The sequence below is a fragment of the Paenarthrobacter sp. TRD_SC_7 genome (assembly GCF_056156245.1).
In genome coordinates this window covers 3,377,373-3,403,063 of sequence record NZ_CM149587.1, presented here as the reverse complement: position 1 = coordinate 3,403,063, position 25,691 = coordinate 3,377,373, and the positions used below count along the sequence as shown (strand labels likewise).

General features: G+C 62.8%; 23 protein-coding genes, 2 tRNA genes and 1 riboswitch. Of the genes, 14 read left to right on the top strand and 11 right to left on the bottom strand.

The window, feature by feature from the left end:
- Positions 1–7 precede the first annotated feature (7 nt).
- Positions 8–799 carry a DeoR/GlpR family DNA-binding transcription regulator gene (locus AC0J5Z_RS16420; protein WP_419201601.1) on the top strand — a complete coding sequence of 264 codons (792 nt, stop codon included), beginning with the start codon at positions 8–10 and terminating at the stop codon, positions 797–799.
- Positions 800–825: 26 nt separating this feature from the next.
- Here AC0J5Z_RS16420 and AC0J5Z_RS16415 read toward each other — a convergent pair whose 3' ends face one another.
- Positions 826–1,506: a histidine phosphatase family protein gene (locus AC0J5Z_RS16415; RefSeq protein ID WP_475034259.1), complete on the bottom strand. Its 681-nt coding sequence runs from the start codon at positions 1,504–1,506 to the stop codon at positions 826–828.
- A gap of 88 nt (positions 1,507–1,594) precedes the next feature.
- Between AC0J5Z_RS16415 and AC0J5Z_RS16410 the strand changes: the two genes are divergently transcribed.
- Positions 1,595–2,368 (top strand): CPBP family intramembrane glutamic endopeptidase, encoded by a 774-nt coding sequence (locus AC0J5Z_RS16410; protein ID WP_475034256.1) that lies wholly within the window; start codon positions 1,595–1,597, stop codon positions 2,366–2,368.
- A 118-nt stretch (positions 2,369–2,486) separates the two neighbouring features.
- Here the strand turns inward: AC0J5Z_RS16410 and AC0J5Z_RS16405 are convergent, their stop codons facing one another.
- Positions 2,487–3,125, bottom strand: a complete 639-nt coding sequence (locus tag AC0J5Z_RS16405; protein ID WP_026005588.1) for a VOC family protein — start codon at positions 3,123–3,125, stop codon at positions 2,487–2,489.
- A 202-nt stretch (positions 3,126–3,327) separates the two neighbouring features.
- Here AC0J5Z_RS16405 and AC0J5Z_RS16400 point away from each other — a divergent pair, with 202 nt between their 5' ends.
- Together AC0J5Z_RS16400 and metX are read left to right on the top strand one after the other, a co-directional pair.
- Positions 3,328–4,668, top strand: coding sequence for a bifunctional o-acetylhomoserine/o-acetylserine sulfhydrylase (locus tag AC0J5Z_RS16400; protein ID WP_475034254.1), 1,341 nt, complete (start codon positions 3,328–3,330; stop codon positions 4,666–4,668).
- A 162-nt stretch (positions 4,669–4,830) separates the two neighbouring features.
- Positions 4,831–4,947: riboswitch (SAM riboswitch) on the top strand.
- A gap of 15 nt (positions 4,948–4,962) precedes the next feature.
- Positions 4,963–6,084: a homoserine O-acetyltransferase MetX gene (gene metX, locus AC0J5Z_RS16395; RefSeq protein WP_475034252.1), complete on the top strand. Its 1,122-nt coding sequence runs from the start codon at positions 4,963–4,965 to the stop codon at positions 6,082–6,084.
- 38 nt (positions 6,085–6,122) lie between these two features.
- On the opposite strand, the gene AC0J5Z_RS16390 is transcribed toward metX, so the two are convergent.
- The 3 genes from AC0J5Z_RS16390 to AC0J5Z_RS16380 all read right to left on the bottom strand — a co-directional run bounded on the left by AC0J5Z_RS16390 (position 6,123) and on the right by AC0J5Z_RS16380 (position 8,682).
- Entirely contained in the window at positions 6,123–6,557 is a 435-nt protein-coding gene (locus tag AC0J5Z_RS16390; RefSeq protein ID WP_475034250.1) for a hypothetical protein, read from the bottom strand.
- Between the two features lie 62 nt (positions 6,558–6,619).
- Entirely contained in the window at positions 6,620–7,795 is a 1,176-nt protein-coding gene (locus tag AC0J5Z_RS16385) for a winged helix DNA-binding domain-containing protein (protein WP_475034246.1), read from the bottom strand.
- Positions 7,796–7,839: 44 nt separating this feature from the next.
- Positions 7,840–8,682: an SGNH/GDSL hydrolase family protein gene (locus AC0J5Z_RS16380; protein ID WP_475034244.1), complete on the bottom strand. Its 843-nt coding sequence runs from the start codon at positions 8,680–8,682 to the stop codon at positions 7,840–7,842.
- A gap of 70 nt (positions 8,683–8,752) precedes the next feature.
- On the opposite strand from AC0J5Z_RS16380, the gene AC0J5Z_RS16375 reads away from it, so the two are divergent.
- Complete coding sequence (locus AC0J5Z_RS16375) at positions 8,753–9,403, top strand: alpha/beta hydrolase (RefSeq protein ID WP_475034242.1); 651 nt, start codon at positions 8,753–8,755, stop codon at positions 9,401–9,403.
- An 8-nt stretch (positions 9,404–9,411) separates the two neighbouring features.
- Here AC0J5Z_RS16375 and AC0J5Z_RS16370 read toward each other — a convergent pair whose 3' ends face one another.
- The gene (locus tag AC0J5Z_RS16370; RefSeq protein WP_062067368.1) at positions 9,412–9,639 is read right to left on the bottom strand and encodes an RNA-binding S4 domain-containing protein; all 228 of its coding nucleotides are present in this window, start codon (positions 9,637–9,639) and stop codon (positions 9,412–9,414) included.
- A gap of 23 nt (positions 9,640–9,662) precedes the next feature.
- Here AC0J5Z_RS16370 and AC0J5Z_RS16365 point away from each other — a divergent pair, with 23 nt between their 5' ends.
- The 9 genes from AC0J5Z_RS16365 (at position 9,663) to AC0J5Z_RS16325 (ending at position 19,718) form a co-directional block, all read left to right on the top strand.
- Positions 9,663–10,667: a DMT family transporter gene (locus AC0J5Z_RS16365; protein WP_475034238.1), complete on the top strand. Its 1,005-nt coding sequence runs from the start codon at positions 9,663–9,665 to the stop codon at positions 10,665–10,667.
- Between the two features lie 113 nt (positions 10,668–10,780).
- Positions 10,781–12,166, top strand: a complete 1,386-nt coding sequence (locus AC0J5Z_RS16360; RefSeq protein ID WP_475034236.1) for a glycine--tRNA ligase — start codon at positions 10,781–10,783, stop codon at positions 12,164–12,166.
- Positions 12,167–12,168: 2 nt separating this feature from the next.
- Entirely contained in the window at positions 12,169–13,131 is a 963-nt protein-coding gene (locus AC0J5Z_RS16355) for a GNAT family N-acetyltransferase (RefSeq protein WP_475034234.1), read from the top strand.
- Positions 13,132–13,278: 147 nt separating this feature from the next.
- Positions 13,279–14,784: a YibE/F family protein gene (locus AC0J5Z_RS16350; RefSeq protein ID WP_475039746.1), complete on the top strand. Its 1,506-nt coding sequence runs from the start codon at positions 13,279–13,281 to the stop codon at positions 14,782–14,784.
- 113 nt (positions 14,785–14,897) lie between these two features.
- On the top strand, positions 14,898–16,079 hold the full coding sequence (dusB, locus tag AC0J5Z_RS16345) for a tRNA dihydrouridine synthase DusB (protein WP_475034231.1): 1,182 nt from the start codon (positions 14,898–14,900) through the stop codon (positions 16,077–16,079).
- Between the two features lie 65 nt (positions 16,080–16,144).
- Positions 16,145–17,461, top strand: a complete 1,317-nt coding sequence (locus AC0J5Z_RS16340; protein ID WP_475034229.1) for a deoxyguanosinetriphosphate triphosphohydrolase — start codon at positions 16,145–16,147, stop codon at positions 17,459–17,461.
- A 58-nt stretch (positions 17,462–17,519) separates the two neighbouring features.
- Positions 17,520–19,403: a DNA primase gene (gene dnaG / locus AC0J5Z_RS16335; protein WP_475034227.1), complete on the top strand. Its 1,884-nt coding sequence runs from the start codon at positions 17,520–17,522 to the stop codon at positions 19,401–19,403.
- Positions 19,404–19,456: 53 nt separating this feature from the next.
- A tRNA-Asn gene (locus tag AC0J5Z_RS16330) sits at positions 19,457–19,529 on the top strand.
- A 116-nt stretch (positions 19,530–19,645) separates the two neighbouring features.
- Positions 19,646–19,718 (top strand) — tRNA-Asn (locus tag AC0J5Z_RS16325).
- Between the two features lie 48 nt (positions 19,719–19,766).
- Here the strand turns inward: AC0J5Z_RS16325 and AC0J5Z_RS16320 are convergent.
- The 5 genes from AC0J5Z_RS16320 to AC0J5Z_RS16300 form a co-directional block, all read right to left on the bottom strand.
- A complete protein-coding gene (locus AC0J5Z_RS16320) occupies positions 19,767–20,174 on the bottom strand; it encodes a hypothetical protein (protein WP_475034224.1) in 408 nt (135 codons plus the stop codon).
- Positions 20,175–20,218: 44 nt separating this feature from the next.
- Entirely contained in the window at positions 20,219–21,502 is a 1,284-nt protein-coding gene (locus AC0J5Z_RS16315; protein ID WP_475034222.1) for an alpha/beta hydrolase, read from the bottom strand.
- 22 nt (positions 21,503–21,524) lie between these two features.
- Positions 21,525–24,035 (bottom strand): bifunctional lysylphosphatidylglycerol flippase/synthetase MprF, encoded by a 2,511-nt coding sequence (locus AC0J5Z_RS16310; RefSeq protein WP_475034220.1) that lies wholly within the window; start codon positions 24,033–24,035, stop codon positions 21,525–21,527.
- A gap of 123 nt (positions 24,036–24,158) precedes the next feature.
- On the bottom strand, positions 24,159–24,338 hold the full coding sequence (locus AC0J5Z_RS16305; RefSeq protein ID WP_017199401.1) for a glycine zipper domain-containing protein: 180 nt from the start codon (positions 24,336–24,338) through the stop codon (positions 24,159–24,161).
- Positions 24,339–24,361: 23 nt separating this feature from the next.
- Positions 24,362–25,591: a multidrug effflux MFS transporter gene (locus AC0J5Z_RS16300; protein ID WP_475034218.1), complete on the bottom strand. Its 1,230-nt coding sequence runs from the start codon at positions 25,589–25,591 to the stop codon at positions 24,362–24,364.
- Positions 25,592–25,691 lie beyond the last annotated feature (100 nt).

Genomic DNA, 25,691 nt, shown 5'->3' with positions numbered 1-25,691 from the left:
GCTTGTCATGACCCGCACCGATCGGCTCACTGCCATACTCGACCTCCTGGCCGAGTCCGGCCATGTGGAAGTCGAGGACATCGTGACCCGCCTGGGCGTATCACCTGCCACGGCCCGCAGGGATCTTGACAGCCTTGCCAAACAGCGGTTGCTCAGTCGCACCCGTGGTGGCGCAACAACGGGGTCCGTTGCCTACGACCTGCCGGGCCGTTACAACCGTGACGACCATGCTGAGGCGAAGCAGGAGATCGCCTTGGCCGCTTCGGCGTTGATCCGCCCTGGTGCCGTGATTGGCCTCAGCGGCGGAACCACCAACACCGCGTTGGCGCAGTTGCTGTCCACCCGCGAGGACCTCAACGCACCTTCAAACCGGCCGACCCTTACCGTGGTGACAAACGCGATCAACATCGCCTCGCAGCTTGCGGTCCGTCCGAACATCAAGATCATGGTCACCGGCGGCATCCTCAACCCGCGCTCCTATGAGCTGGTGGGTCCCTACACCGACGTCATCATGCAAAAGGTTGCCTTGGATATTGCATTCATCGGCGTCAACGGCGTGGACCCGGACCTCGGCCCCACCATTACCGACGAAGGCGAAGCCATGGTCAATACCGTGATGGCACGCCGTGCCACGGAGTCCTACGTCGTGGCAGACTCTTCCAAAGTGGGCCGCCGCTCCTTTGCCGCCATGGCAGGCTACGACTTCAGGCACCTCATCACGGACTCCGGCATCAGCGCGGAGCACAAAGCTGCGTTCGAAGCCAAGGGCACGGAAGTCATCGTGGCACCTGCTGGCTGAGGTTGCGCCCGCCACGGCTTGCCCGGCTAGAAACGCACCCTCGGCGCGTGCAGCACTGAGTCGTCTACTTCGCGGGGAACCCACTGGCTGAACGGTACATCCAGGCTGTACTGGTCGTCGTCGTTCTTGATCAGGGTGCGCAGCTCGGCGTTGTCGGGGTTATTGAGCGACTCGAAGTACTCCACCGTCCAGTGAAACCAGCGCATGCAGAACAAGCGCATAGTCAGCCCGTGCGTGACCAGGAGCGTGTTCGGTGCGTAAGTGGGCTTCTGCCAGTGCCGGTACAGCGTCTCCATGAAGGATGACACCCGGTCATAGACATCCGAGCCGGACTCGCCCTCACGGAACCGGTAGAAGAAATGGCCGTAGAGGTTACGCAGTTCTTTTTGGTCCTCGATCTCTCCGGCGATCTGGAAGTTGGCCCAGTCCTGCTCGCGAAGCCTGGGTTCCTCAATCACCCGCTCGATCAGGGGACCGAGGTTCATGGCTTCGAGTGTCTGGTAGGCGCGCAGGTAGGGGGAAACGTACACGCAGACTTGCTCTCCATCGAGTTTCCGGCGTAAGTCCTCCCCGGCAAGCCGTGCCTGCTCCACACCGCGCTCCGTCAGCGGGATCCGGTAGTCCGGTACACGGTTATAGATGGACGTGTCGGCGTTCGCGGCAGATTGGCCGTGCCGGATCATGAAGATTCTCTCAGGGGCACCCATCCCACCAAGCATAGGGTGCTGCCACGCGTGGTCCGGCAAGGTGGCCGGTTCCCGGCAAAGTGGCAGGTAGTGAGGGCAAGATAGGTACATGTTCCTTGCTTCCCGCCGCCGGCTGCGCGCCGAAGTACTTATTGTGCTGGGCTTGTCCCTGGGGCAGTCAGCCGTCTACTCCGTAGTGCAGCTGCTGGACAAGATGACGCGTGCACCGTTGGCCGATGCCACGTCAACCCTGAACAGGTCGCAAAGCACGCGCGAGTACTTTGACCTCACGTACCAACTGCTGGACATCGTGTTCGCTCTGGTGCCCGTGGCCTTGGTGTTCTACTTCCTGTCCACCAATGCACCCGCCGGCAGGGAAGGCGCGGGCGGCTCGGCATTCGCCCGGCTCGGGTTCAATTTCGCCCGGCCCGGAAAGGACCTTCTCCAAGGTGTTGGCTTGGCCGCTGCGATTGGCATCCCCTCACTCGGCCTGTACGCCGCCGGCCGGGCCATGGGAATCACCACGGCAATTGTCCCCAGTGGCCTCGACGCGTACTGGTGGACTGTGCCGGTGCTGATCCTCTCCGCCATGCGTCACGCGATCGTGGAAGAAGTGATCGTGGTGGGATACCTCATGGACCGCTTCGGCAAATTCGGGTGGAGCATGCCGGTGGCAATTGTGGTCAGTGCCGTCCTGCGGGGAAGCTACCACCTGTATCAGGGCTTCGGGCCGTTCATAGGGAACGTAGTCATGGGCCTGGTGTTCGCATGGATCTATACCAAGACCAAGCGGGTGATGCCCCTGGTGATAGCCCACGCCTTGCTGGACATCGTGGCGTTCGTTGGATTCAGCCTGTTCGGCAAGGCAATGGGACTTGGCTGACCTTAAAAGTATTCGGCCGCCATCGGTGGGTGACGTCGTTGGCACCCGCTGATGGCGGCCGAAGCTAAGCCCGGACATGACTGGCCGGGGCCGGGACCAGCCCGGATGGATGGAACGGTCAGATGGTGACGGCTCCGGAGGCGGTTTCGAAAGTGACAGCCAAGATGCCAGGAGTGCCGTGCGGTGCCATCCACTGGACCGCCACGTCCTCAAGCGGCTTTTCCACCGGCTCGCCCAACCACTCGGTGACGCGTTCAGCCGAGCCCGCAATGGTAAGGCTGGACATCTTGACGTCGCTCTCGTAGATCCTGGACGGGTGCAGCGAGGGATCGCCCTCCCACTTGAGCAGGTACGGGACCTGGGGATCGGCGATCAAGCCGAGGATGCCGATCTGCTGCCACACCAGTTCGCGGCCGTCAGGGAACTTGCGGTTGCCCGGAACGGCGGAGCGGCCAAGGCGGTCTTCGAACGGTGCCAGGTCATCAACAGCGACGCACCAGCCCATCCATCCTCCACCGGCAGCCGAGCGGGCACGGACGGCCTGGCCAAAGGGTGCTTTGTCGGAAGCGGGGTGGTCCAGGACCTCCACCACTTCCAGGTATTTGTTATCCGCAAGGGGAATGATCATGTTCCGGGTACCGAAGCGCGGGTGCACTCCGCCCCGGACAGCGTCCACTCCCAATGCCGCGGAAATTCGTTCGGTAGTGGCCAAAAGGCCATCTCGTTCACAGGCGTAAGAGACGTGATCCATGCGCATGGCTTCATCTTGGCACTTTGTGATCGGGGTCTCAGCTAAGTCAAGCCTAACTAAGGTGGGATGTGTATAACCGGCGACGGTTGCCGTCATGGGGGACGCGAAAAGACCGAAAGATTCCACCGGCGTCATAAAGCTGTCCTGGCCTCCGGACAATTCCTAGACTGGCCCCAGCTCACACCGCATCACATTGCCTGCCGAACCCATGCGTCACGAACAGGAGAACTCCATGTCCCAAGGATGGTCTTTCGAAACCCGCCAGATCCACGCAGGCCAAGAGCCTGACGCCGCCACCGGAGCGCGCTCGCTTCCGATCTACCAGACCACGTCCTTCGTGTTCCCCAGCGCCGAGAGTGCGGCCAACCGCTTTGCCTTGGCCGAGCTCGCCCCCATCTACACCCGGATCGGCAACCCGACGCAGGATGCTGTGGAGCAGCGCGTCGCGAGCCTTGAGGGCGGACTGGGTGCCCTCTTGCTCAGCTCAGGACAGGCCGCGGAGACGTTCGCCATCCTCAATATCGCCGAGGCCGGCGACCACGTCGTAGCGAGCCCCAGCCTGTACGGCGGCACGTACAACCTGCTGGCGCACACGCTGAAGAAGTTCGGAATTTCGGTCACGTTCGTGGAGGACCCGGACAACCTGGACCAGTGGCGTGACGCCGTCCAGCCCAACACCAAGCTGTTCTTCGGTGAGGTCGTGTCCAACCCCCGCCAGGACGTGCTGGACATCGAGGGCATCGCCCGGACCGCACACGAAGCCGGCGTGCCCCTCATCGTCGATAACACCCTGTCCACGCCCTACCTGATCCGTCCCATCGAATGGGGAGCGGACATCGTTGTCCACTCCGCGACCAAATACCTGGGCGGTCACGGTTCCGCAATCGCCGGTGTGATTGTGGACTCCGGCAACTTCGACTTCGGCAAGGACCCCGAGCGCTTCCCTGGATTCAATACCCCGGACCCCGGCTACAACGGTCTGGTCTACGCCCGGGACCTCGGCAAGGACGGTGCGTTGGGCGCCAACCTCTCCTACATTCTCAAGGCCCGCGTCCAGTTGCTTCGCGATCTCGGCTCTGCCGTGTCCCCATTCAACGCCTTCCTCATTGCCCAGGGCCTGGAGACCTTGAGCCTGCGCGTGGAACGCCATGTTGCCAACGCCACCAAGGTGGCCGAATGGCTTGAAAACCACGACGACGTCGAATCGGTCGCCTATGCGGGCCTGCCGTCCAGCCCGTGGTATGACCGTGGCCGGAAGTACGGCCCCAAGGGCACAGGCGCCATCGTTGCCTTCAACATCAAGGGCGGCGTCGAAGCCGGCAAGCGTTTCGTGGACGGACTGGAGTTGCACTCGCACGTCGCCAACATCGGCGACGTCCGCTCCCTGGTCATCCACCCGGCGTCGACTACGCACAGCCAATTGACGGTGGAACAGCAGCTCGCAGCCGGCGTCAGCCCCGGCCTGGTGCGGTTGTCCGTGGGCATCGAGCACGTGGATGACATCATCGCCGACCTCGAAGCCGGCTTCCGGGCCGCCAAGGGCGCCTAACGCCGCGGCTCAAAGTCTCAGCCCGGCTGCCGCCCGCGTCGACGATTATTCGCCGGGCGGCAGTTCCTGGTGCCCGTTCGTGAACGAAGACACCCCAAACCGTCACACTGTTGTCACATTCTTCGCCAGAACCGCCCTCCATTTCCTAGACTCTTCGTATTAGGTCATGAGTGCCAGCACACAGCCCCGGCTTGCTGGCCGGCAACCCTCCTCCGCGGCGGGGTGCCCCGGGTGAAGACCTGGCCTGTTCGCACGCAAGGCGACGGGCAAGCGCGAGGTTAAGGTGTCAAAGGAATGACCATTACTGCTACAGCCCTCCCAAAATCCGGAGAAGAAGACGGAACCGTCAAGTACGCCGGCATCGGTCCGCTGGAACTTGAAGCCGGCGGATTCCTCCCCGACGTTGTCCTCGCTTATGAGACCTGGGGGCAGCTGAACGCCGATGCCTCCAATGCCGTGCTCATCCAGCACGCGCTGACGGGCAGTACACACGTAGCCCGTGGAGCCACCGACGAGGAAGGTTGGTGGGAGCAACTCGTTGGACCGGGTGCCACCATCGACACCAACAAGTTTTTTGTCATCTCCATCAACATCGTGGGCGGCTGTTATGGCAGCACCGGCCCATCATCGGGAGCGCCGGACGGACGTCCTTGGGGCTCACGTTTCCCGTTGGTCACGCTGCGCGACAGCACGGAGGCTGAGGCGCGCCTCGCCGATGCCCTGGGAATCGATGCCTGGCACGCCGTGTTGGGCGGTTCAATGGGCGGCGCCAGGGCCCTTGAATGGGCTGTGACGTTCCCTGGGAGGGTGAAACGGTGCGCCGTCATCTCGGTGGGCGCCTACAGCACGGCCGAGCAGATTGCCTTCGCGCAGGCCCAAACCTTGGCCATCAGGCAGGACCCGAACTTCAATAATGGCGACTATTACGGCGGAACTGCCCCTGAACATGGATTGGCACTGGCCCGGCGCATCGCCCACATCACCTACCGCTCAGCCTTGGAACTGGACTTCCGCTTTGGCAGGGAAGCCCAACACCAAGAGACGCCGCTCGCCGCCGCAGTGTTGGGGGAGCGTGGCCGCTACCAGGTGGAAAGCTACTTGGACCACCAAGGAACAAAGCTGGTCCGCCGTTTCGATGCCAACAGCTACATCGCCATCACCGAAGCCCTGATGTCCCATGACGTCACGCGTGGCCGCGGCCCGCTGGAGCAGGCGTTGTCGCGAACTACGGCTGAGTTCTTCGTGGCGGCGGTGGACAGCGACAGGCTCTACTTCCCGGCACAGTCGCGGGAACTTGCCGCGGCGCTCCCTGGCGATGTGCCGGTCCACCTCATTGAGGCGCCGATTGGACACGATGGCTTCCTCACCGAAATCGGCCAGCTGTCAGCGCAGCTCCGCGAAGCGTTCTTCGCCTAAGCCTCAAGGCTGATCGATGCTGCTCAATCCAGGGCAGCTTAGCCGTTCATGATTTCGCCGCGCTGCTTCATGTAATCCTCCATGGCGATCTCGCCGTTGCTGAATTTCGCGTCCAGCTCGGCCAGCTTCCGCGCGCGGTAACCTTGCGGCTCCGAAGCGCCCGCTGAGGGGAACGGTGCAGGGGATGAGGGGTTCGACGGCGGCCCGGCCTGCGGCGTTTCATCCGCGGGTCGGATGACGGTCGGCTCGGACGGGGACCCGGGGTAATTCTGCGTTGGGTATCCCTGACCTGGATAATTCTGCTGCGGGTAATTGTGCGGCGGATACCCTGGGCCGGGCAGATTCTGCTGCGGGTAGCCGGGGCCGCGGAAGTTGTCATTCTGGATCCGACGCGCCCGGGAGCGGTTATACATGCGGATCCCGAGCGGAATCAGCCACGAGCAGACGATGATCCAGAAGATCAGATTGTTCACAGTGCAGGCCTCCTAGGTCTCATCCCAGCTTAGTCCTGCCCAGCGAAACCAATACGGCTACCTCAGACCAGCTTGGTCTCCATGCCGAGGAACCGGCCGTAGCGGTCCACCTCGGACTGCAAAGCCGCCTGCTCCTCCGCAGTTGCCGGCCTGTTCATCCGGACGTCCAGTTCGCAGGTTCCCCCGGAGAATCCGTGGCGCCACCATCCGGCCAACCTGCCGTCCAGCAGGACCACATGCATGGGGCCGTTGTCCTCGGGGAAGTACGGCGCCGTTCCGCCAAGGAAGTGCCGGGACTGTGAGTAGCCCATCACATATTCGTCGTAGCACTGGATGAGGTCAATGCGGGGGAGCCCGGAGTCATCAGCCTGCGGAGGGTCGTCTACGGTGGTCAAAGTCTCCACTTCCTCCGAGGCCAGGTGAAACTCGAGATCATCAAAATGGACAATGCCCAAGATCCCGGGCGACATGTCACCCGCCACCTCGATTCCCCTCTTTACGTCCTTCATGGTCAACCCGGACCATGCCGCACAGTCTTTGACGGAGGCGGGTCCCCGGCTGGTGAAGTACCGGAGCGCCAACCATCCAAGAGCCTGTTCGCGGACCTCCCCGGTCAGGGGTGAAAGGACCGGGTGCGGAACCCGTTCGTCGAACAGGGCATACGTCTGTTTCAGGGCGCCCCCTGCAGAGCGGACAGGGGAGCCGCTGACCAGGACACCGCTGATTTCCGCGTGCATGAGGTGGTAAATGAAGCCCAGCCCCTTGCTGGGAAATCCGGACTGTCCCAGGACTTCGGCCAGTTCCTCCCTCGTCTTGTGGGCTCCGTCCGCCACGGCAGCGGCCAGGAGCCGGCCGCTCTTGGCAGCAGAGTCCTTGTCGATTCCTGTTTGGCGGTACATGCCCTTGTTGCCTTGCTGCAGGCGATCCGCGGACAATGCCATCAACCAGCCGAGGTCGTCCCGGTGCACAAAGTGCCATGTGGGCCGGAGGATATGCGTCCGCAGGATGGTTCCGTCGGCTACGGCCTTTTCAATGTCTGCCGCCGTGACCATCGATGAAGCGCTGGCGGAGCTTCTCTGCGCAAGCGTCCACCTCGCATAGGGAAACTCCTGGGACTGGACGGCCAGGAGATTGCGGACCACATCCCCGGGACTCCCGGCGTAGGGCGCCCGCAGTTGCTGCCGCCGTAACCGAATCTTCCGAATAGTCTCCGAATGCATCGAGCTGTCACCCGGCACGGCGGACCTCACGAAGCATGGACATCACAGCAGCCGGCGTCACGTCAGCGGCGCGGCAGCAAAGTGCCCGTGGAGCCGAAGACGGGTCCCGGCGTCGGACGCTTTGGCGTGATGCCGTCGCCTGAGGACTGGTGCCGAAGCCGCCGGATCACCCACGGGACAAAGAACTCCCGAGCCCAAACGAGGTCGGAGGATCGGGCCTCACGCCATGTGCGCGGCGGAAGGGCCTTGGGCATCAGGGGCTCCAGCGTGTGTTGGACGTTCAGTGCCTCCAGGACCATCATGGCGATGGTGTGGTGGCCCAGCGGCGAGAAATGCAGGCGGTCCACATCCCACATCTGGGGATCCGCCAACTGCCGCAAGGACCACATGTCCGCAATGATGGCGTCGTGGCGTGCGGCCACCGTCCGGAGATTCTCGTTATAGATGGCCACCTTGCCGCGAATGCGCCCCAGGACTGATGCTGCCGTGTCCGGACCATTGAACAGCACCACGGTGGCGCCGCCCGAGCTCAGCTCTGCGACCGCGGCATCGAGCTTTTCGGCCAATAGGTCAGGATCGCCTCCGGGGCGGATGAGGTCATTTCCGCCGGCGGAAATCGACACGAGGTCCGGCTGCAACTCAAGGCAGGTGCCTACTTGTTCGTCGACGATCTGCTGCAGCAGCCGGCCACGAATAGCAAGGTTGGCATAGGCGAAATCTTCTTGCCCGCGGCCCAGCTCCTCAGCAACCCGGTCCGCCCAGCCACGGTACCCGCCGGGGTTCATGGGCTCTGGGTCGCCGATGCCTTCCGTGAACGAGTCACCAAGTGCCACATAACGGCTCCAAGGGTGGCTTTGAAGGGGCTCGCCGGGTATCAACGAATGATTGTTCTCACTCACGCTCATATACTGCCCCGTGACGGCGACCCTACGCCACCGTAGGTTGTTACTGGTGGGTAACTGCAAGAATGGACCCATGACTGAAGCACCCACGTTTCCCGCGCCCGTTGTCCTCTGGTCCCACGACGAAGCCGAGCGTGCCGGCAAACCACTGCTGGTCCTCCTGCACGGCTACGGCTCCAACGAGGACGACCTCTTCAGCCTGGCCGGATTGCTGCCCGACGGCTTTGTGGTGGCTGCCCTTCGCGCACCGATGCCCATGGGGCCGGGCTTCACCTGGTTCCCGCTGACAGCGTCCATCGACTATTCGCTGGAAGCCGTGAAGCTCGCTGCCGAGTACGCCCTTGAATGGCTGGACACAGTCAAAGCAAACCACTCGTCGGTGACGTTGCTGGGCTTCTCCATGGGTATGGCGATGGCGACCACAATGCTCCGTTACCGTCCCGCGGACTTCGCTGCCGTCGTCGGGCTTTCAGGCTTCGTGATCGACGCCGGCGCTGACGCCGCCTTCCGGGATGACGAATTGGACGGATCCATGCCGATGTTCTGGGGCCGTGACCAGCAGGATCCAGTGATCACCCAGGACAAGATCGAATACACCATGGGCTGGGTGCGCAAGCACGTTGACCTCACCAAGGTGCTCTACACGGGGATGTGGCACGGCATCAACCAGCAGGAGATCGGGCACGTGGGCGAATTCCTCACCCACAAGGTCCTGACTGACTAAGGGCCGCGTTAGGCGGCGGTGATCCGGACCGTCTGGCCGTTGACGGTCACGGTATCGCCGACGTGGAGCTGGCGTCCGCGGCGGTCATCGATTTCGTTGTTGACTTTGACCAGGCCGTTCTTGATGAGCTCCGTGGCTTCAACGCCGTCCTCCACTAAGTTGGCGAGCTTCAGCAGCTGGCCGAGTCGGATCATGTCGTCGCGGATGGGGATCTCTTCAATTTCGGGGTTGCTCATACAGCAATGATGCCTGAAGTAGTGTGGTGACGGTGCCGCAGCCTTCTCCCCGTCCCAACCTTCCGCTGGTCATTGGCCTCCCTATTGCAGTAGCAACGGGATTGGTTATCCCGCTTCAAGGGAGGATCAACGGGGCCCTCGGCGCCAAGCTGGACGACGGCATTGCCGCAGCTGTGGTGAGCTTCACCACAGGACTCCTCCTCATCAGTGCAATCTCTTTCGCCACCCCCAGGGGCAGGGCAGGGCTCCGGCGCATCATTCCTGCGGTCCGGAACCGGAGCTTCCCCCGGTTCTATGTCATGGCCGGTGCCATCGGGGCGTTGTTCGTCTTTGCCCAGTCCTTCACTGTTGCCCTGCTGGGGGTCGCGTTGTTCACTGTTGCCGCCGTCACCGGGCAGACGTTGAGTGGACTGCTCGTGGACCGCATGGGCATCGGCCCGGGAGGAAAACGTGCCATCACGGGAGTCCGGGTCCTGGGCAGTGTCCTGACCGTGGCCGCCGTCGCCTGGGCTGTTTCGCCACGGTTCGGCGGCGATGCCGACATCGCCTCGCTCTTGCTGCCCGTCCTCCTGCCCCTGGCCGCCGGCTTCTTCATGAGCTTCCAGCAGGCCATGAACGGAACCGCCACAGTTCACTACGGGACGCCCATCGCTGCCACGTTGGTCAACTTCATTGCCGGGTCGCTCATTCTGTGGATCGCGTGGGTCATCAAGCTGACTGTGGCCGGGCCGGGAAATCCGCTTCCCGGCGAGTGGTGGTACTACCTCGGTGGTCCCATGGGCTGCCTTTTCATCGGGCTGGCGGCCCTGCTGGTCCGCAGCCTCGGCGTCCTGATCACTGGGTTGGGCATGATCGCGGGTCAGCTGGTGGGATCGCTGGTGCTCGACGTCGTGATCCCCAGTCCCGGCGCGGTGGTCGCCTTGCCCACGGTGCTGGGTACGGTCCTAACGCTGGCCGCGATCATCGTGGCCACCTTGCCATGGCCCAAGGGAGCTTTCGCACGAAGCGTCTCTTCCAAAGGCCGGTAGGGTAGGAATCAACAAACTTTCCCCCAGCACCCCGCCGGACAACCTCGTCCGGATTCCGGGGCAAACCACCGCGGACCGCACCCAGCGGCCCTGTAGAACAAATGGAGTTACCCATGGCAGCAAAATCCGTCCTTGACCAGGTCATTTCCCTCTCCAAGCGGAGGGGCTTTGTCTTCCAGGCCGGTGAAATCTATGGTGGCTCCCGTTCTGCGTGGGACTACGGTCCCCTCGGTGCTGAACTGAAGGAAAACATCAAGCGCCAGTGGTGGCAGAGCATGGTCCGCGGCCGCGAGGACGTTGTAGGCCTGGATTCCTCCGTCATCCTTCCCCGTCAGGTATGGGAAGCTTCCGGCCACGTGGAGGTCTTCTCGGACCCGCTCGTTGAGTGCCTTTCCTGCCACAAGCGCTACCGTGCAGACCACCTCGAAGAAGAGTACGAGGAAAAGAAGGGTCGCCCGGCGGAAAACGGCCTGGCCGACATCGCCTGCGCAAACTGCGGCACCCGTGGCGAATGGACTGAACCGCAGGAATTCTCCGGCCTGCTGAAGACCTTCCTTGGCCCCGTGGCCAGCGACGAAGGCATGCACTACCTGCGTCCCGAAACGGCACAGGGCATCTTTGTGAACTTCAACAACGTGCTCACCACGTCCCGGAAGAAGCCGCCGTTCGGCATCGGCCAGATCGGCAAGTCCTTCCGCAACGAGATCACCCCGGGCAACTTCATTTTCCGTACCCGCGAGTTCGAGCAGATGGAGATGGAGTTCTTCGTCGAACCCGGCACGGACGAAGAGTGGCACCAGTACTGGATGAAGGAGCGTATGTCCTGGTACACGGACTTGGGCATCCGTGAAGATAACCTCCGCTTCTTCGAGCACCCGTTGGAAAAGCTCAGCCACTATTCCAAGGGCACCACGGACATCGAATACCGCTTCGGTTTCCAGGGCTCCGAGTGGGGCGAGCTCGAGGGCATCGCCAACCGCACGGACTTCGATCTCTCCACGCATGCCAAGGCCTCCGGCACGGACCTGAGCTACTTCAACCAGGCCACCAACGAGCGCTACACGCCGTTCGTCATTGAGCCCGCCGCCGGCCTGACCCGCTCCTTCATGGCCTTCCTGATCGATGCGTACACCGAGGACGAGGCCCCCAACGCCAAGGGTGGCGTCGACGTCCGCACCGTGCTGAAGCTGGATCCGCGCCTGGCCCCGGTCAAGGCCGCCGTCCTGCCGCTGAGCCGCAACGAGGACCTGTCCCCGAAGGCCAAGGCGCTCGGCGCGCAGCTGCGCAAGAACTGGAACATCGATTTCGACGACGCCGGTGCCATCGGCCGCCGCTACCGTCGCCAGGACGAGATCGGTACCCCGTTCTGCATCACCGTGGACTTCGACACCCTCGAAGACCAGGCTGTCACCATCCGTGAGCGCGACACCATGAGCCAGGAACGCGTTTCCCTGGACAAGGTTGAGGGCTACCTGGCAGCACGCCTGATCGGCGCCTGATCGTGGCTTTGGAATACCGCGAATGGAAAGAAGGCGACGACCTCGCCCTCCTGGAAATATGGGGCGGCCCGGAGACACTTCCCGCGGAGCAGTTCCGTGCAGCCCTGGCGCCGTCCAGCAACCAGCCATGGCGCCGCTGCATTGTGGCTGAGGACGTGGTGGACGGTGTACGGATTCCCGTTGCTGCCGGCGTGGTCCACGAGGCATCCCTGCACCCCGAACGACTCTGGGCGTACATCGAGGTCGCCAAGGACCACCGCCGTGAAGGGGTCGGCGCCACCCTCTTGACCATGCTTCGCCGCGAAGCCGGGAACTCGCCGTCGGGCGTTTCCAAGCTCCGCAGCAAAGTGGAGCCGGACACCCCAGGTGCGGCCTTTGCCGCAGCGGCGGGACTCGCACCCATCCAGCGTTCGCAGCTGGTGGTGGTGGAACCTGAACCCCTGTCATTGCCGCGGTTCGGCGATGGTTCCGAGGAAGCCGCTTCCGAGCGCGTGGAGGACCTGGCTACGGGTTCCGTTGAGCTGAGTGATGTTGTTGGTAAGTACTACTCCCACGTGCACCATTGGGACAGCCCCGGGGTGCTCAGCATCGCCACGGTGCAGCGGCTGTTCCTGCACGACCTGACTGGCGCCCACGGCGCAATCGTCCTGCGCGCGCCCAAGGCGAGTGCTTTTGGCCAAGGCGTTCCGGCGAGCCGTAAGGGCAAAATCCAGGCGTTCGCCATCAGCTACGCCCAGGGCAACTCGGACGAGCCGTCGGATGTTTTCCTGGGGCACGATCCCGAGCTATCCGCCGAGGATGCGGCTTTTGCAGTGCGGGACCTCTTGGCGCTCATTGCCTACCAGCACCCGGTCCTGCTGGAAGTGGACGAATCCATGACGGCCCTGAGGAGTGTCCTTGAGCCACTGCTGGAATCAGGCAAGGCCCATGTCCGGGGCGCGGACACCCTGATCGTCAGCGACTGACCACGGTTTCCACACTCCAGGATCCCACGCCGCCCGTAACCTCCGGGCGGCGTGGGATCGTGCGTTTAAGCTTCACGGAACGTGAGCGTCCTGAGTCTGCGGTTGGCCCGGGCCCGCGTAGGGTTAAGGCATGAGGTTTTGCTGCTGATGGGCCACGATCACTCCCACGGTCATTCTGAAAGTTCCGAGCCAACACCGCAGGCTCTTGCGTCGCGGAAGAGGGCCAACTGGATTCTGGCGGCCATACTTGTTCCGCTGGGCGTCCTGACCCTCGTGGCCATGATGGTCATGTGGCCCTCAGGCAGCCGGGAGGGTATCTCGTTCTCGAGCCCCTACCAAGCTGCGCCCGGGGTCACCTTCGACACCGGCCGGATCCAAAGCGTGGTGGTGGAAAGCTGCACGCAGACGGGCCAAAGCAACACTGGCCAGAGCGACACGGGCCAGACTGACACTGGCCAGACTGACACTGGCCAAAACAACCAGGCCGGCGGATCCCAGTGCACGTTCGCCTTTACGGAGCCGGATAACGGCGGGGACGTGGTCAAGGTGGTCATCAACCCTGACGTCGCCATGTCCCACGGCGTGGACGTCGGGGACTCCATCCGGTATCTCAACCTGTCCGCGGTCCAAGGTGCAAACGCCGGAACCGGCGCTCCTGCCTACGTTTTCGTGGACTTCGTCCGCAGCATTCCCATCGCTCTCCTGGCCGTCCTCTACGCAGCGGTTGTCATCGCAGTGGCCCGTTGGCGTGGCTTCCGGGCACTCCTTGGCCTGGTGGGTGCCTACTTTGTCCTGGTCAGCTTCATCCTGCCCGGTTTGGTGGAGGGCAAGCCGCCACTGTTGCTGGCCTTGGTGGGTTCCACGGTGATCATGATCGGGGTGTTGTACTTCGCACACGGATTCTCGGCGCGAACGTCCACGGCCTTGCTGGGCACGATTTTCGGGTTGAGCATCACGGCCCTGCTAGCGGCCTGGGCTACGGACGCGGCCAATCTGGCCGGCGTGGGGAACCATGACGCCTCAACGCTGGTGAACATGTCACCCCAAATTTCGATCTCCGGGATCATCCTCTGCGGCCTCATCATTTCCGGCCTTGGGGTTCTCAACGATGTCACCATCACGCAGTCCTCCGCGGTGTGGGAGCTCTACGAACTCGCACCCAACACCAGTGCCCGCCAGCTGTTCTCCTCGGCCATGAGGATCGGCCGGGACCACATCGCTTCCACGGTCTACACCATCGCCTTCGCCTACGCAGGCGCCGCCCTTCCTATCCTCATCATCGTGATGTTGTATGACCGCCCGCTCGATGAAGCCCTGACCAGTGCCGAACTGTCCGAGGAAGTCATCCGTACCTTGGTGGGCTCCATCGGCCTTGTCCTCGCCATCCCGGTCACTACTCTGATCGCAGTCCTCGTGGTCAAGGCCACCGGCATGAAGCGCCTTGCCGGAGCGGGCGGACCGTCTGTTAGCGCCGACGACCTCAACGACACGGGCGCGCTGGCAGCAGCGGCCGCCGTCGTGGGTTCCGGCTCGCAAGACAAGCACGACGCCGGTTCACGTCTTGACGCTCCCGGCGAGCCCGCACGCCCGGGTAGCCGCCGTGCACAACGGGAAGCGGAGCGACGGGGCGAAGGCGCTGACGGGACCACCTGACGCCGGTTCCTGATCTCGTTCGCCAGACCCGCCGGACTACGCGATGATGGGCGAACACACCAGGGTTTCGGCAAGCTGTCCGCCGATTTGCCCCACTTTGCAACAATGGATAGGTGACTGTAGTAGCGACGCCCCCTGCACCAAAGCTTGAGCTCCCGCCTTTAAAGCTCGGTGGGATCACCGTGGACACCCCGGTAATCCTTGCCCCCATGGCGGGCATCACCAACTCTGCCTTCCGCAGGCTCTGCCGTGAATACGGTGGCGGCATGTACGTGGCTGAGATGGTGACGTCGCGTGCCTTGGTGGAGCGGACGCCGGAATCGTTGCGCATCATCTCGCACGATGAAGACGAAAAAGTCCGGTCCGTGCAGCTCTACGGTGTTGATCCCGTGACGGTAGGCGCCGCAGTGCGCATGCTCGTGGAAGAGGACCGCGCGGATCACATCGACCTCAACTTCGGCTGCCCCGTGCCCAAGGTCACCCGGCGCGGTGGCGGTTCGGCCCTGCCGTGGAAAATCGATCTCTTCACATCGATCGTCCAGACCGCGGTCAAGGAAGCGTCCAAGGGCGATATTCCCCTGACCATCAAGATGCGCAAGGGCATCGACGAGGACCACCTGACATACCTCGACGCCGGTCGCATCGCGCGCGACGCAGGAGTGGCCGCTGTTGCCCTCCACGGCAGGACCGCAGCCCAGTTTTACTCCGGACAGGCCGACTGGTCCGCCATTGCGCGCCTTCGCGAGGCTCTGCCCGACATCCCGGTGCTGGGCAACGGCGATATCTGGTCCGCCGAGGACGCAGTCCGCATGGTGCGCGAGACCGGCGTCGACGGCGTGGTTGTGGGCCGCGGCTGCCAGGGCAGGCCATGGCTGTTCGGTGACCTGCAGGCCGCCTTCGAAGGCAGCGACCAGCGGCACCGCCCGGGTCTCCGCGAAGTTGCCGAAGGCGTCTATCGTCACGCCGAGCTCATGGTGGAAACGTTCGGGAACGATGAATACAAGGCACTCCGCGAGATCCGCAAGCACATGGCCTGGTACTTCAAGGGCTACGTAGTGGGCGGCGAGCTCCGCGCCAAGCTGGCCACCGTACCCACCCTCGAGGTGCTGCGCGAATACCTTAATAAACTGGACATGGACGCGCCCTACCCGGGAGTCGATTCCGAGGGACCCCGCGGCCGCGCCGGTTCGCCCAAGAAGCCTGCCTTGCCCAAAGACTGGCTGGTGAGCCGTCAGCTGAACGCTGAACAGAGCGCGGATATCTCGGCCGCGGAGCTGGACGTTTCGGGCGGCTAGCCTCACACGTGTAAGACTGACTCAAAGAAGCTCCACACCCCGGCGCTTGAAGGAGGCAGATACCCATGGGAACCGAAGCAGTGCTTGGCCACAACGGCGCCAGCCACGATTATGTGCTGGCCATTCCCGGATACGCCGAGGCGGACTCAGCCCGGTGGGTCGAAGAGCCACGCAAGAGCAACTATCGCTCGGATTTTGAACGGGACCGTGCCAGGGTCCTGCATTCTTCAGCCCTGCGCAGACTGGGCGCGAAGACGCAGGTAGTTGCCCCGGACACAGACGACTTTGTCCGAACCAGGCTGACCCACAGCCTGGAAGTGGCTCAGGTAGGCCGTGAGCTTGGCCGCTCCTTGGGTTGCGATCCTGACGTGGTGGATACTGCATGCCTGAGCCACGATCTCGGTCATCCGCCCTTCGGCCACAACGGTGAGTCCGCGCTGAACGAAGTAGCGCACACCATTGGTGGTTTTGAAGGCAACGCCCAGACCTTGCGGCTGCTGACCCGGCTGGAACCCAAAGTGCTTGCCGAGGACGGTCGACCGGCGGGTCTCAACCTGACCCGCGCCAGCCTGGATGCCGCGTCCAAGTACCCGTGGTCCGCCGTCGACGCCCCCGTCATCCATGGCCACCGCACCAGTAAGTTCGGGGCCTACGAAGACGACCTCCCCGTGTTTGAGTGGCTGCGTGAGGGTGCGCCTGGCAACCGTTCCTGCATTGAGGCCCAGGTGATGGACCTCGCAGATGACATCTCTTACTCGGTCCATGACGTCGAGGATGCAATTGTCGCCGGCCATTTCCAGCTCAAATGGATGGAAAACCCGGACCACCGTGCGCGCGTCGTGGGCTACACCAAGCAGTGGTACTTGCCGCATAACGATCCCGCTGAAATTGATGCCGCCCTGGCCCGGCTGGAGGCCACCAAGGTGTGGGTTCGCGAAGCTGATGGCAGCCGGAAATCCATGGCCGCCCTGAAGGACATGACCAGCCAGTTGATCGGCCGGTTCTGCCAGAGTGCAATGGAAACAACCCGTGATCATTTCGGACCAGCCAATCTGACCCGCTACGACGCTGAACTCATGGTCCCCGAGGACACTGTGGCCGAAATTGCAGTCCTCAAGGGCCTGGCCACCACTTTCGTCATCTCCACCGACCACCGCCAACCGGTGTACGAACGCCAGCGCGAGGTACTCCACGCGCTGGTGGGGGTTTTGAACGCCACAGGCGACCGCCACCTGGAGCCGATGTTCGCCGCAGACTGGCGGGACGCCGTCGACGACGGTGCCCGGTTGCGCGTCGTGATCGACCAAGTGGCGTCGTTGACGGACGTGTCCGCGCTGGCCATGTACGAGCGCCTCGTGGGCAGCCTTCCGTCCCTTTGGTAACAGTTCTGCCAGTCCGTTAACGGAGGGGACTCCGAGGCCGAGCGACTAGGATGGTCACGTGGCTGGCCTGATCAAACGTGAAGATATCGACGAAGTACGCCAGCGCACGGATATCAAGGAAGTCGTTGACGGTTACGTCACCCTCAAGGGCGCCGGGCTAGGCAGTTTCAAGGGTCTGTGCCCCTTCCACGATGAACGCTCGCCTTCCTTTACTGTTCGCCCGCAGGTGGGCAGGTACCACTGCTTCGGCTGCGGCGAGGACGGCGACGCCATCTCCTTTGTGCAGAAGATGGACCACAGTTCCTTCCACGAGGCCGTCGAGAAACTTGCCGCCAGAATCGGTTACGAGCTGCGCTACGAAGACGGCGGCACCGGTCCAAGTCGCGAGGAAGTGGGCAAACGCCAGCGCCTATTGGACGCCCACAAGATCGCCGATGAGTTCTTCCGCGCCCAACTGCTGACCCCCGGCGCGGCCGAGGGGCGCAACTTCCTGGATGGCCGTGGCTTTGACCGCGCCGCTGCCGAACATTTTGGCGTGGGATACGCGCCCCAGGGCTGGGACGCCTTGCTCAAGCACCTCCGCGGCCGTGGGTTCACTGATGCTGAGTTGAAGCTCACAGGAATGTTTTCAGAAGGTAATCGGGGCATTTACGATCGCTTCCGCGGCAGGCTGATCTGGCCCATCAGGGACATTGCCGGCGACACCATTGGTTTCGGTGCCCGGAAACTGTTTGAAGACGACCAAGGGCCGAAATACCTGAACACCCCGGAGACCACGCTCTACAAGAAGTCCCAGGTCCTCTACGGGATCGACATCGCCAAGCGGAACATCGCCAAGGAACGGCAGTTGGTGGTCGTTGAGGGGTACACCGACGTCATGGCCTGCCACCTCGCAGGAGTCACGACGGCGGTGGCCACCTGCGGCACTGCCTTCGGTACCGAGCACATCAAGGTTGCCCGGCGGCTGCTCTCGGACGACGGCAGCGGGGGAGAGGTCATCTTCACCTTCGACGGGGACGCAGCAGGCCAGAAGGCGGCTCTGCGGGCTTTCGAGGAAGACCAACGCTTCACCGCGCAAACGTACGTCGCAGTGGAGCCCTCAGGCGCCGACCCTTGTGATCTTCGCCAACTCAAGGGCGACGCCGCGGTGCGCGAACTCATCAGCACCCGCAAGCCACTCTTCGAGTTCGCCATCCGGGCAACACTCCGCCGCCACAATTTGGACACCGTGGAAGGCCGTGTGGCGGCCCTGCGGGAAGCCGCCCCGGTGGTGGCGCAGATCAGGGACTCCGCTACGAGGCCCGGGTACACGCGCAACCTGGCCGGCTGGTTGGGCATGCCCATCGAGGAAGTCAGCGGTTATGTTGGGGCGGCCGCAAAGCGTGCCGGTTCCGGCGGCAGTGCGTCCGGCCCGGGAGGACAACTGACGACGGCGGCAGCACCGCCGTCGAGCGGTCCCGTCTTCCAACGGCCTGACCCCAGGGACCCCGTAGCCGGTATGGAACGCCAAGCGCTTGAGGTTGTCCTCCAAGAGCCGGGGGTGCTGGGCGGGGGAGCCTGGGAACGTTTCGAGGCTTCGCATTTCACCACGCCTGCTTATGCAGCTGTCCACACTGCCGTGCGGGCTGCCGGCCTTGCCCATTCGGCTGATCCAGTGGCGTGGGTAGAACAGGTCCGCCAGGAAGTTCCCGAGCCCTTGCAGCCTTTGGTCTCAGAGCTCGCGGTGACGCCCCTGCCAGCGAGTACCCCCGAGGCCATGCAGCGATACTGCCGCGACATACTGGCCCGCCTCTTCGAACTGCAGATCACCCGTATCAAAGCAGACAAGATGGGGCAGCTGCAGCGCTTGGACGCGGGAGCCAACCCGGAGGAATTCCAGCGGCTGAACCGGGAGCTGATGCAGCTTGAAATGGAGCGCAGGGCGTTGCGTTCAGACGGCTGAAAGGGCCGATTTCGTTTTCCGGCGGGCCCCTGTTAAGCTAGTAACCGCTTCATTCCTCCGTAGCTCAATTGGCAGAGCATTCGACTGTTAATCGAAGGGTTACTGGTTCAAGTCCAGTCGGAGGAGCGCACAATACCCCCGTTCCAGTCTTTCGGAACGGGGGTATTTTTGTACCCCCAGGGGGTATACGGTGCCGATTTCGCATTCCGGTAGAACCTTTGCTAAAGTCATAACCGCTTCATTCCTCCGTAGCTCAATTGGCAGAGCATTCGACTGTTAATCGAAGGGTTACTGGTTCAAGTCCAGTCGGAGGAGCATAAGGACCCCGTACCAGCTTCACTGCTGGTGCGGGGTCCGCTTTTTTCAGACGAAATCCATCTCCACTTGGAGAAAACGGGCGGCCTCGGCTACGGCGGCCAAGAACGAGTCCTGCTCCGTAGGCGGAGTCCTGGGCTCGCGGGGATGCCACTCGTGGGGCGCCGTGTAGACGCGGGTGAAGCCGCCACCTGGTGGGGCGTAGAAGATGCCGAAGCGCTGGACCGGCCATTCAGGCGAGGTTTCCGGTGCGACCAGCAGCGCGGCGTCCGTCTCGGGGTTGTACCACTGCGCAATGGGGCGGCGACGGTCGTCCGTAAAAAGCCCGGCGGCGTAGAGGGCAGCCGACTGCGGACTGGTTACCGAGCACAGCCGGTCCCACCACAGCTCCAGGATGCGTTCATCCCGACGCTGCCACGGTGCCGGAAGCGGCTGCAGCTCTTGCCAATGTGGCACACCTCAACTTTATCGCCGCTATGTGGCCCGCAAAAGGGGAAGTGCTACCGGGACAGCCCCAGCCTCGGATAAAGCACTTCGAAGCCTTTAGTCAGGCCCGCGTTCAGCGCCAGGCCCACGTGTCCGCCGTTGGGCACCTCGTAGTATGTCACCGTCATCCCTGCATTCCGTGCCGCTGCAGAGACCGCCTTCGCGGCAGCCACGTAGGTGGCGTCGTCGGAGCCCACAGTGAAAACTGCCGTTGTGTTGGGCATTTGCTTGCCCTTCATGATGTTGATGGGCTTCTGGGCGTCATAGGCAGCTTGGTTGCCGTCGAAGATTGCTGCCAGATTGCCGGCAGGATCCTCTGCGCCTGGGAACTCTTCGCCGGAGATGTCCACCACGTTGCCCCACATCTCCGGGTATTTGACCGCGAAGGAAATGGCACATTGGCCTCCATTGGAGTATCCGGCAATGGTCCAGTGCTCGCGGTCAGGGAGGATGTTCAAGTTGGCTTTGGCCCAGTTCACTACGTCCTCGTTGATGTACTTCTCCACGTTGCCGTACTTGGAGGTGTCCAAGCAGAGGGTGTCATTCTGGTCCGGGCCGATCTGGTCTGCGACGATCGCGATTGGGGCCAGCCCGTTGTTCTTTTCCGCGAACTCGTCCAGGGCGGCGGAGACGTATTGCGGATCGGGAAGGCCCGGTTGGCCCATCATGAGGACGAACAGAGGCAGCCGGGGCGGGTTGTCCGTCAGTGCCGCGGGAGGCAGATATATGCCGGCCGGTCGGGCATTGAAGCCCGAGGCCGTGCCCGGAATCACTTGGGTGCCGACTTCGCCCTTGACCGGCATTGTGGCTGGGGGCTTCCAGTTCTGCCAGAGCGGACCTGCCGGAATGGATGCGTCCGGATTTGGCTTATTCAGTTGGATGGCATCTTCCGTGGAGATCCCCAACGCCGAGCCCAACGTCTTGTTCAGTCCGAACTCCGTGTTGATGCCAAGGGCGGCGACCAGGAGGAACACGGGGATGGATATTGCTGCCGCCACTTTGCGCCACCTCCGGCTATGGCGGAAGCTGACCACAGCGAGCCCAAGGGCGGCGAAGCAAGTGATCGCCCAGAACCACACACGAGGAGTAAGCCCCACGTGGAAGACGTCCATAACGTCCTCCACGATCCACACTGTCAACCAGCCCAACAGGGCCGCGACCACGATGGCCGTGATCGCGGTGAGGGTCCAGCGAGCCGACGGCCTGAGGAACAGCAGAAGAAAAAACACGACGCCGATCCCTCCGGCAATCGTCATGACAACAGGCCCGCTGATCTCAAGCTTCAGGATCTCGTTCATGGTTAAGAAGTCCGCTCCGGCTTCATGCGGCGGGCTCCTTGGCTACCATTTGCCGCAGCAGTCCCGCACTTTGTGCGGGGGAGAGTCCCGGCAGGTAGGCGGAACCCAGAGCAATACCGATGGACGGCAAGGCCAGCGGGTCCTGGTAATACATGTACAAGGTCCGGTGCTCGGGCTGGAACCGCGACTTAAAGGCGGCCAACGACTTGAAGCCGTACATGGGTTCCAGGGCATTCCCGAGGAGCGCAAGGACGCGGTCAAGGGTGCTGCGGTCCCCGGCGCCGTCTCCGTCGCCGGGGTCGGCTCCTGCGTTGGCGAGCGGAGAGCCGGACAAGGAGATTTGGGGTACTTCTTCCTTGAAGTGGGTCACGGCAGAGGCGATGAGGAATTCCATGACGCCCTTGAAACCCGTGGTGCGGCGACGCATGAAGTCCAACGTCCAACCCGAGATGACGCCTTCGCTGAACACGGGCAGCCAGCTGGTGACTCCATGGACCAGGCCGTCGTCGTCAACGGCCACACAGCAGAGCACCTCGGGATCTTTGAGCTCATTCAGGCCACCCAAGGTGAAGCCCATCTCAGGAAGTGCTTTGTCTGCCACCCATTCTTCGGAGATCTCAGCCAATTGGGCCCGGATTCCCGGCGGCATCTCAGGGTAGTGGTACCAGTGATCCTTGATGGACAGCTTGTCGGCCCGGTTCAGGGCGGTGCGGACGTTCTGCCATTCCTTCCCTTTGAACGTCATGGCCTGAACGTTGAGGAGCGTCTCTTCCGCCACTTCCAGTTTCCGGTAGCCGTGGGGGAGGAGCGGGGCATCGAGCTCTGCGGTGGCCGAATAGAAGCACGGGATGAGTCCCAAGCTGGTGCAGTGTTTCAGGAAGCCGGTGGCTGCATCGGCGTGGTGCTCTTCGGCGCCGAAAGGACCTGCAACTGTCAGTGCCACGCCGTTGTGGACCTGGTACGCAACGCCTGCTTTCCTATCCGGTGTGAACCAGTACTGGTTGTTGTCCCACAGCGCCATCCAGGACAACGTGCCGCCACCATCATGCAACAGCTCCCTCGTGTGCCCCAGGTCTGCTGCCGGGTCGGTCGCGAGCATCCTGAAACGCCGGAAGTTGTTCAGGACCAGTACCAGGATGCACAGCCAAATGATGTCCCCGCCAAGGCCGTACAGCACAGTACTCAGCAGGCCTTGGGGGAGAGCCACTACAAACGGGACAGGGAAAGGAACCAGGATGTGTGTCAGCTGCCCGGCAAGGTCCAACAGGGTAGAGCGGCCCGGGTTGCCTTCAATGAACCAGCAGGCCACATAGAAGATCACGGCGGCAACGGCCAGAATGAGCGACGTCCGGCCAAGGACCCGATAACCGGCATCGCTCGACTCGACGCGGAACTTATGTCGATTTACCAGCAGCAGCGCCACGATGATGACAGGGGCGAGGACCGCGGGAACCGCATACAGCAGGAGGTACGCGAAGTCGTCGTCGCCCAACGTAACGTCCGGATCAGTAGCGTACTGGAGGATGGACAGTACGGTCACGGCGGCCAGATAGAACTGGATAACAAGCGTCAGCCGGTACGCGAGCCGGCGTCCACGCCGGAGCCCCTCGGCACAGACAAGCAACAGCAGAACTGGAATCAGTGTCAGGATTGCCGCTCCGAAGCTCTGGACCCCGACGATGCGCTGCAAGGTGACACAGTTGTTGTCGTTATTGCACGCTTCCTGAACCTCATCGGCGTTGGGACTGGCCTGGAGCATGACCTCGGAGACTACGGAGAGGGGCCCGATTTCCCAGGTACCGGTCAGCTGAGTGAGTAAAGGTCCGACGGCGAAGACGCCCACCACGGTGCCCACCAGGAAACGAGACTCACGAAGGCTCGACGAATGCAGCGATCCTGCCCGCCGGCGTAGCACCAGCGACTGGATGGCCCAACCCGCCAGAATGCCGGTCACGGCCCCGGCGAGTGCCTGCAGGGTTTGGGCAACCCCAACGAACAGCACAAACATCAGCGTGGCGGCCAGCAACCACGTCCTCAGGCGACGACGCCACAGTGCCTCGAGTGCCGCCGTCGAGCATCCCAACGCAGCGGCAGCGCCACCATAGGCGCCCACTACATATTCGCCGCCAAGGAAACTTAGCCACTGGTCGCTGGCATCCGTCCCGAAGGCTACCAGCGCCACCAGAACCAAGGCGCTGAGGGCTGAACCGGCTACGAAGGCAGCCAGGGCCAACGAAGGGCCCATAACACGCTCTGCGATGCCGACACCCACCAGGATCGCCGCCGTACAGGCGAGGTAGTCCAGCAGGGAGGAGGCAAAGAACGCTGAGGTGAAGATGGACCACCATGGTCCTGGCTCCACTGCCAAACCGATTCCCACCTGATCCAACAAGGCTTGGCCGGGACCGTTGATGAGGCTGGCGGAGACGGTGCCCAGAACCCAGAGGAGCACTACCAGCGCCAGCGTAACGGGCAATCTCCGCACGGTTGCCAGGCCGCGCACGCTGCCCCGAATTCCCACAGCCGTGCTCATGTGATGTCCCCTTCACCGGTTCAGCACCGGTTAACCCCGGCTGGCCACCATTCTGCCCTGCATGAGGCAGTTAGGGGAGGGGCTGGTGACTCGCTGCGTAGGCGGTCGCCTGCGGAGGCTGGACTAGTCCCGCTTCCAGGGGCCGGGATTCACGCGGTACAGCACGGCGGCGCCGATCACGGCACCCAAAATGGCACCGAACAGCGCGCTTCCTGCGGCGCGTCCAAGGAGGGCGCCGGCAACGGCGCCCAGCAAAGCGCCCAGAAAAAGGCCCCTGCCGTTGCGGTGCGGTTTGTTAGTCATGGTCACAGCCTACGGTGCTGGTTCTAATGGATGGACGGAACAGACCGGGGCCGGACAACCAGCCATAGCGCGGCGATCGCGCCGGTGATGCAGGCGGCCATGACGGCGCCCATGGGGACGGCGGAACTGACGCCCAGCCAACCGACAACGGGCGGGACAATTCCGGCCATCATGAACTGGGACGCGCCCAGGAGCGATGCAGCGGTGCCTGCTTGCGCGCCGTGGTTTGCCAAGGACAGGACCTGTACGCACGGGAACATGAAGCCGGTTGCGCAAATGTAGAACCACAACGGAATGAGGATGCCCCACAACCCGGCATGGAACACGTCAAGCACCACGATCAGGAGGGCGGTGAACAGCATGAAGACCGTTGCCCCGGCCACGATCCATTGCGGGGCGACCCGCCGGATCAGGCGCGAGCTGATCTGAACGCCAGCCACGATACCCAAGGAGTTGATGCCAAACAGGATGCCGTATTCCTGCGGCGAAAAACCGTAGACGTTCTGGAAGAGGAAGGTTGAAGCGGAGAGGTAGGCAAACAGGCCGCCGAAGTTCAGGCTTCCTACGAGAACCATGCCCACGAAAATCCGGTCGGAAAGAACCGCCTTGTAACGTTGCCTCACTGTGAAGGCGGACTTGCCGCGCTGTTCAGCAGGAAGGGTCTCCCGGATGAAGAAGATGGAGGCCAGGATCACCAGCAGGCCATAACCGGCCAGGAAGTAGAAAATGCCAGGCCAAGGGAAGACCAGCAGCAATTGTGAACCGATGACCGGGGCAAGAATAGGAGCGAGACCGTTGACCAGCGACATTCGGGAGAACATGCGGACCATGGAGTAGCCGTGGAAGAGGTCACGGACCATGGCCATGGCCACCACGCCGCCTCCGGCAGCGCCGATTCCCATGAGCACGCGGAAAATGGAGAGCATCCCAATGTCTGTGGCCAACGCCGCACCGAGGGAGGAACCGATGTGAACGGCCGTCGCTAGGATAAGGGGCAGCCGACGCCCCACTTTGTCACTGAAGGGACCTACCAACAGCTGACCCAGTCCGAAGCCAACCGTTGTGCCGGTCAGTGTGAGCTGGATTGCCGCTTCCGAGACGTCGAAACTCTCTTCCAAGGCGGGGAATGCCGGAAGGTACAGGTCGATGGTGAAAGGACCCAGGGCAGTCAGGGCACCCAGAAGGAGAATGTAGACAAGTTTTTCGCGTCGGCTCAGAGAATCGCCCGGAGCAATTGGAGGGGTCACGATCATCTATCCTATGGCCCAGATCATATTTATTGGCTGTATGACAGGCGCGCCGCAGCGTGATCCCGAAAGTTCAGCAGGAACCTGAATGATAGCTTTGAGGACA

What these genes read in the sequence shown, in the direction of transcription:
- AC0J5Z_RS16420 (WP_419201601.1), top strand. Translation starts at nt 8, where the DNA reads ATGACCCGCACCGATCGGCTCACTGCCATACTCGACCTCCTGGCCGAG.
- AC0J5Z_RS16415 (WP_475034259.1), bottom strand. Translation starts at nt 1,506, where the DNA reads ATGGGTGCCCCTGAGAGAATCTTCATGATCCGGCACGGCCAATCTGCC.
- AC0J5Z_RS16410 (WP_475034256.1), top strand. Translation starts at nt 1,595, where the DNA reads ATGTTCCTTGCTTCCCGCCGCCGGCTGCGCGCCGAAGTACTTATTGTG.
- AC0J5Z_RS16405 (WP_026005588.1), bottom strand. Translation starts at nt 3,125, where the DNA reads ATGCGCATGGATCACGTCTCTTACGCCTGTGAACGAGATGGCCTTTTG.
- AC0J5Z_RS16400 (WP_475034254.1), top strand. Translation starts at nt 3,328, where the DNA reads ATGCGTCACGAACAGGAGAACTCCATGTCCCAAGGATGGTCTTTCGAA.
- metX (WP_475034252.1), top strand. Translation starts at nt 4,963, where the DNA reads ATGACCATTACTGCTACAGCCCTCCCAAAATCCGGAGAAGAAGACGGA.
- AC0J5Z_RS16380 (WP_475034244.1), bottom strand. Translation starts at nt 8,682, where the DNA reads ATGAGCGTGAGTGAGAACAATCATTCGTTGATACCCGGCGAGCCCCTT.
- AC0J5Z_RS16375 (WP_475034242.1), top strand. Translation starts at nt 8,753, where the DNA reads ATGACTGAAGCACCCACGTTTCCCGCGCCCGTTGTCCTCTGGTCCCAC.
- AC0J5Z_RS16370 (WP_062067368.1), bottom strand. Translation starts at nt 9,639, where the DNA reads ATGAGCAACCCCGAAATTGAAGAGATCCCCATCCGCGACGACATGATC.
- AC0J5Z_RS16360 (WP_475034236.1), top strand. Translation starts at nt 10,781, where the DNA reads ATGGCAGCAAAATCCGTCCTTGACCAGGTCATTTCCCTCTCCAAGCGG.
- AC0J5Z_RS16350 (WP_475039746.1), top strand. Translation starts at nt 13,279, where the DNA reads ATGGGCCACGATCACTCCCACGGTCATTCTGAAAGTTCCGAGCCAACA.
- AC0J5Z_RS16340 (WP_475034229.1), top strand. Translation starts at nt 16,145, where the DNA reads ATGGGAACCGAAGCAGTGCTTGGCCACAACGGCGCCAGCCACGATTAT.
- AC0J5Z_RS16315 (WP_475034222.1), bottom strand. Translation starts at nt 21,502, where the DNA reads ATGAACGAGATCCTGAAGCTTGAGATCAGCGGGCCTGTTGTCATGACG.
- AC0J5Z_RS16310 (WP_475034220.1), bottom strand. Translation starts at nt 24,035, where the DNA reads ATGAGCACGGCTGTGGGAATTCGGGGCAGCGTGCGCGGCCTGGCAACC.
- AC0J5Z_RS16305 (WP_017199401.1), bottom strand. Translation starts at nt 24,338, where the DNA reads ATGACTAACAAACCGCACCGCAACGGCAGGGGCCTTTTTCTGGGCGCT.
- AC0J5Z_RS16300 (WP_475034218.1), bottom strand. Translation starts at nt 25,591, where the DNA reads ATGATCGTGACCCCTCCAATTGCTCCGGGCGATTCTCTGAGCCGACGC.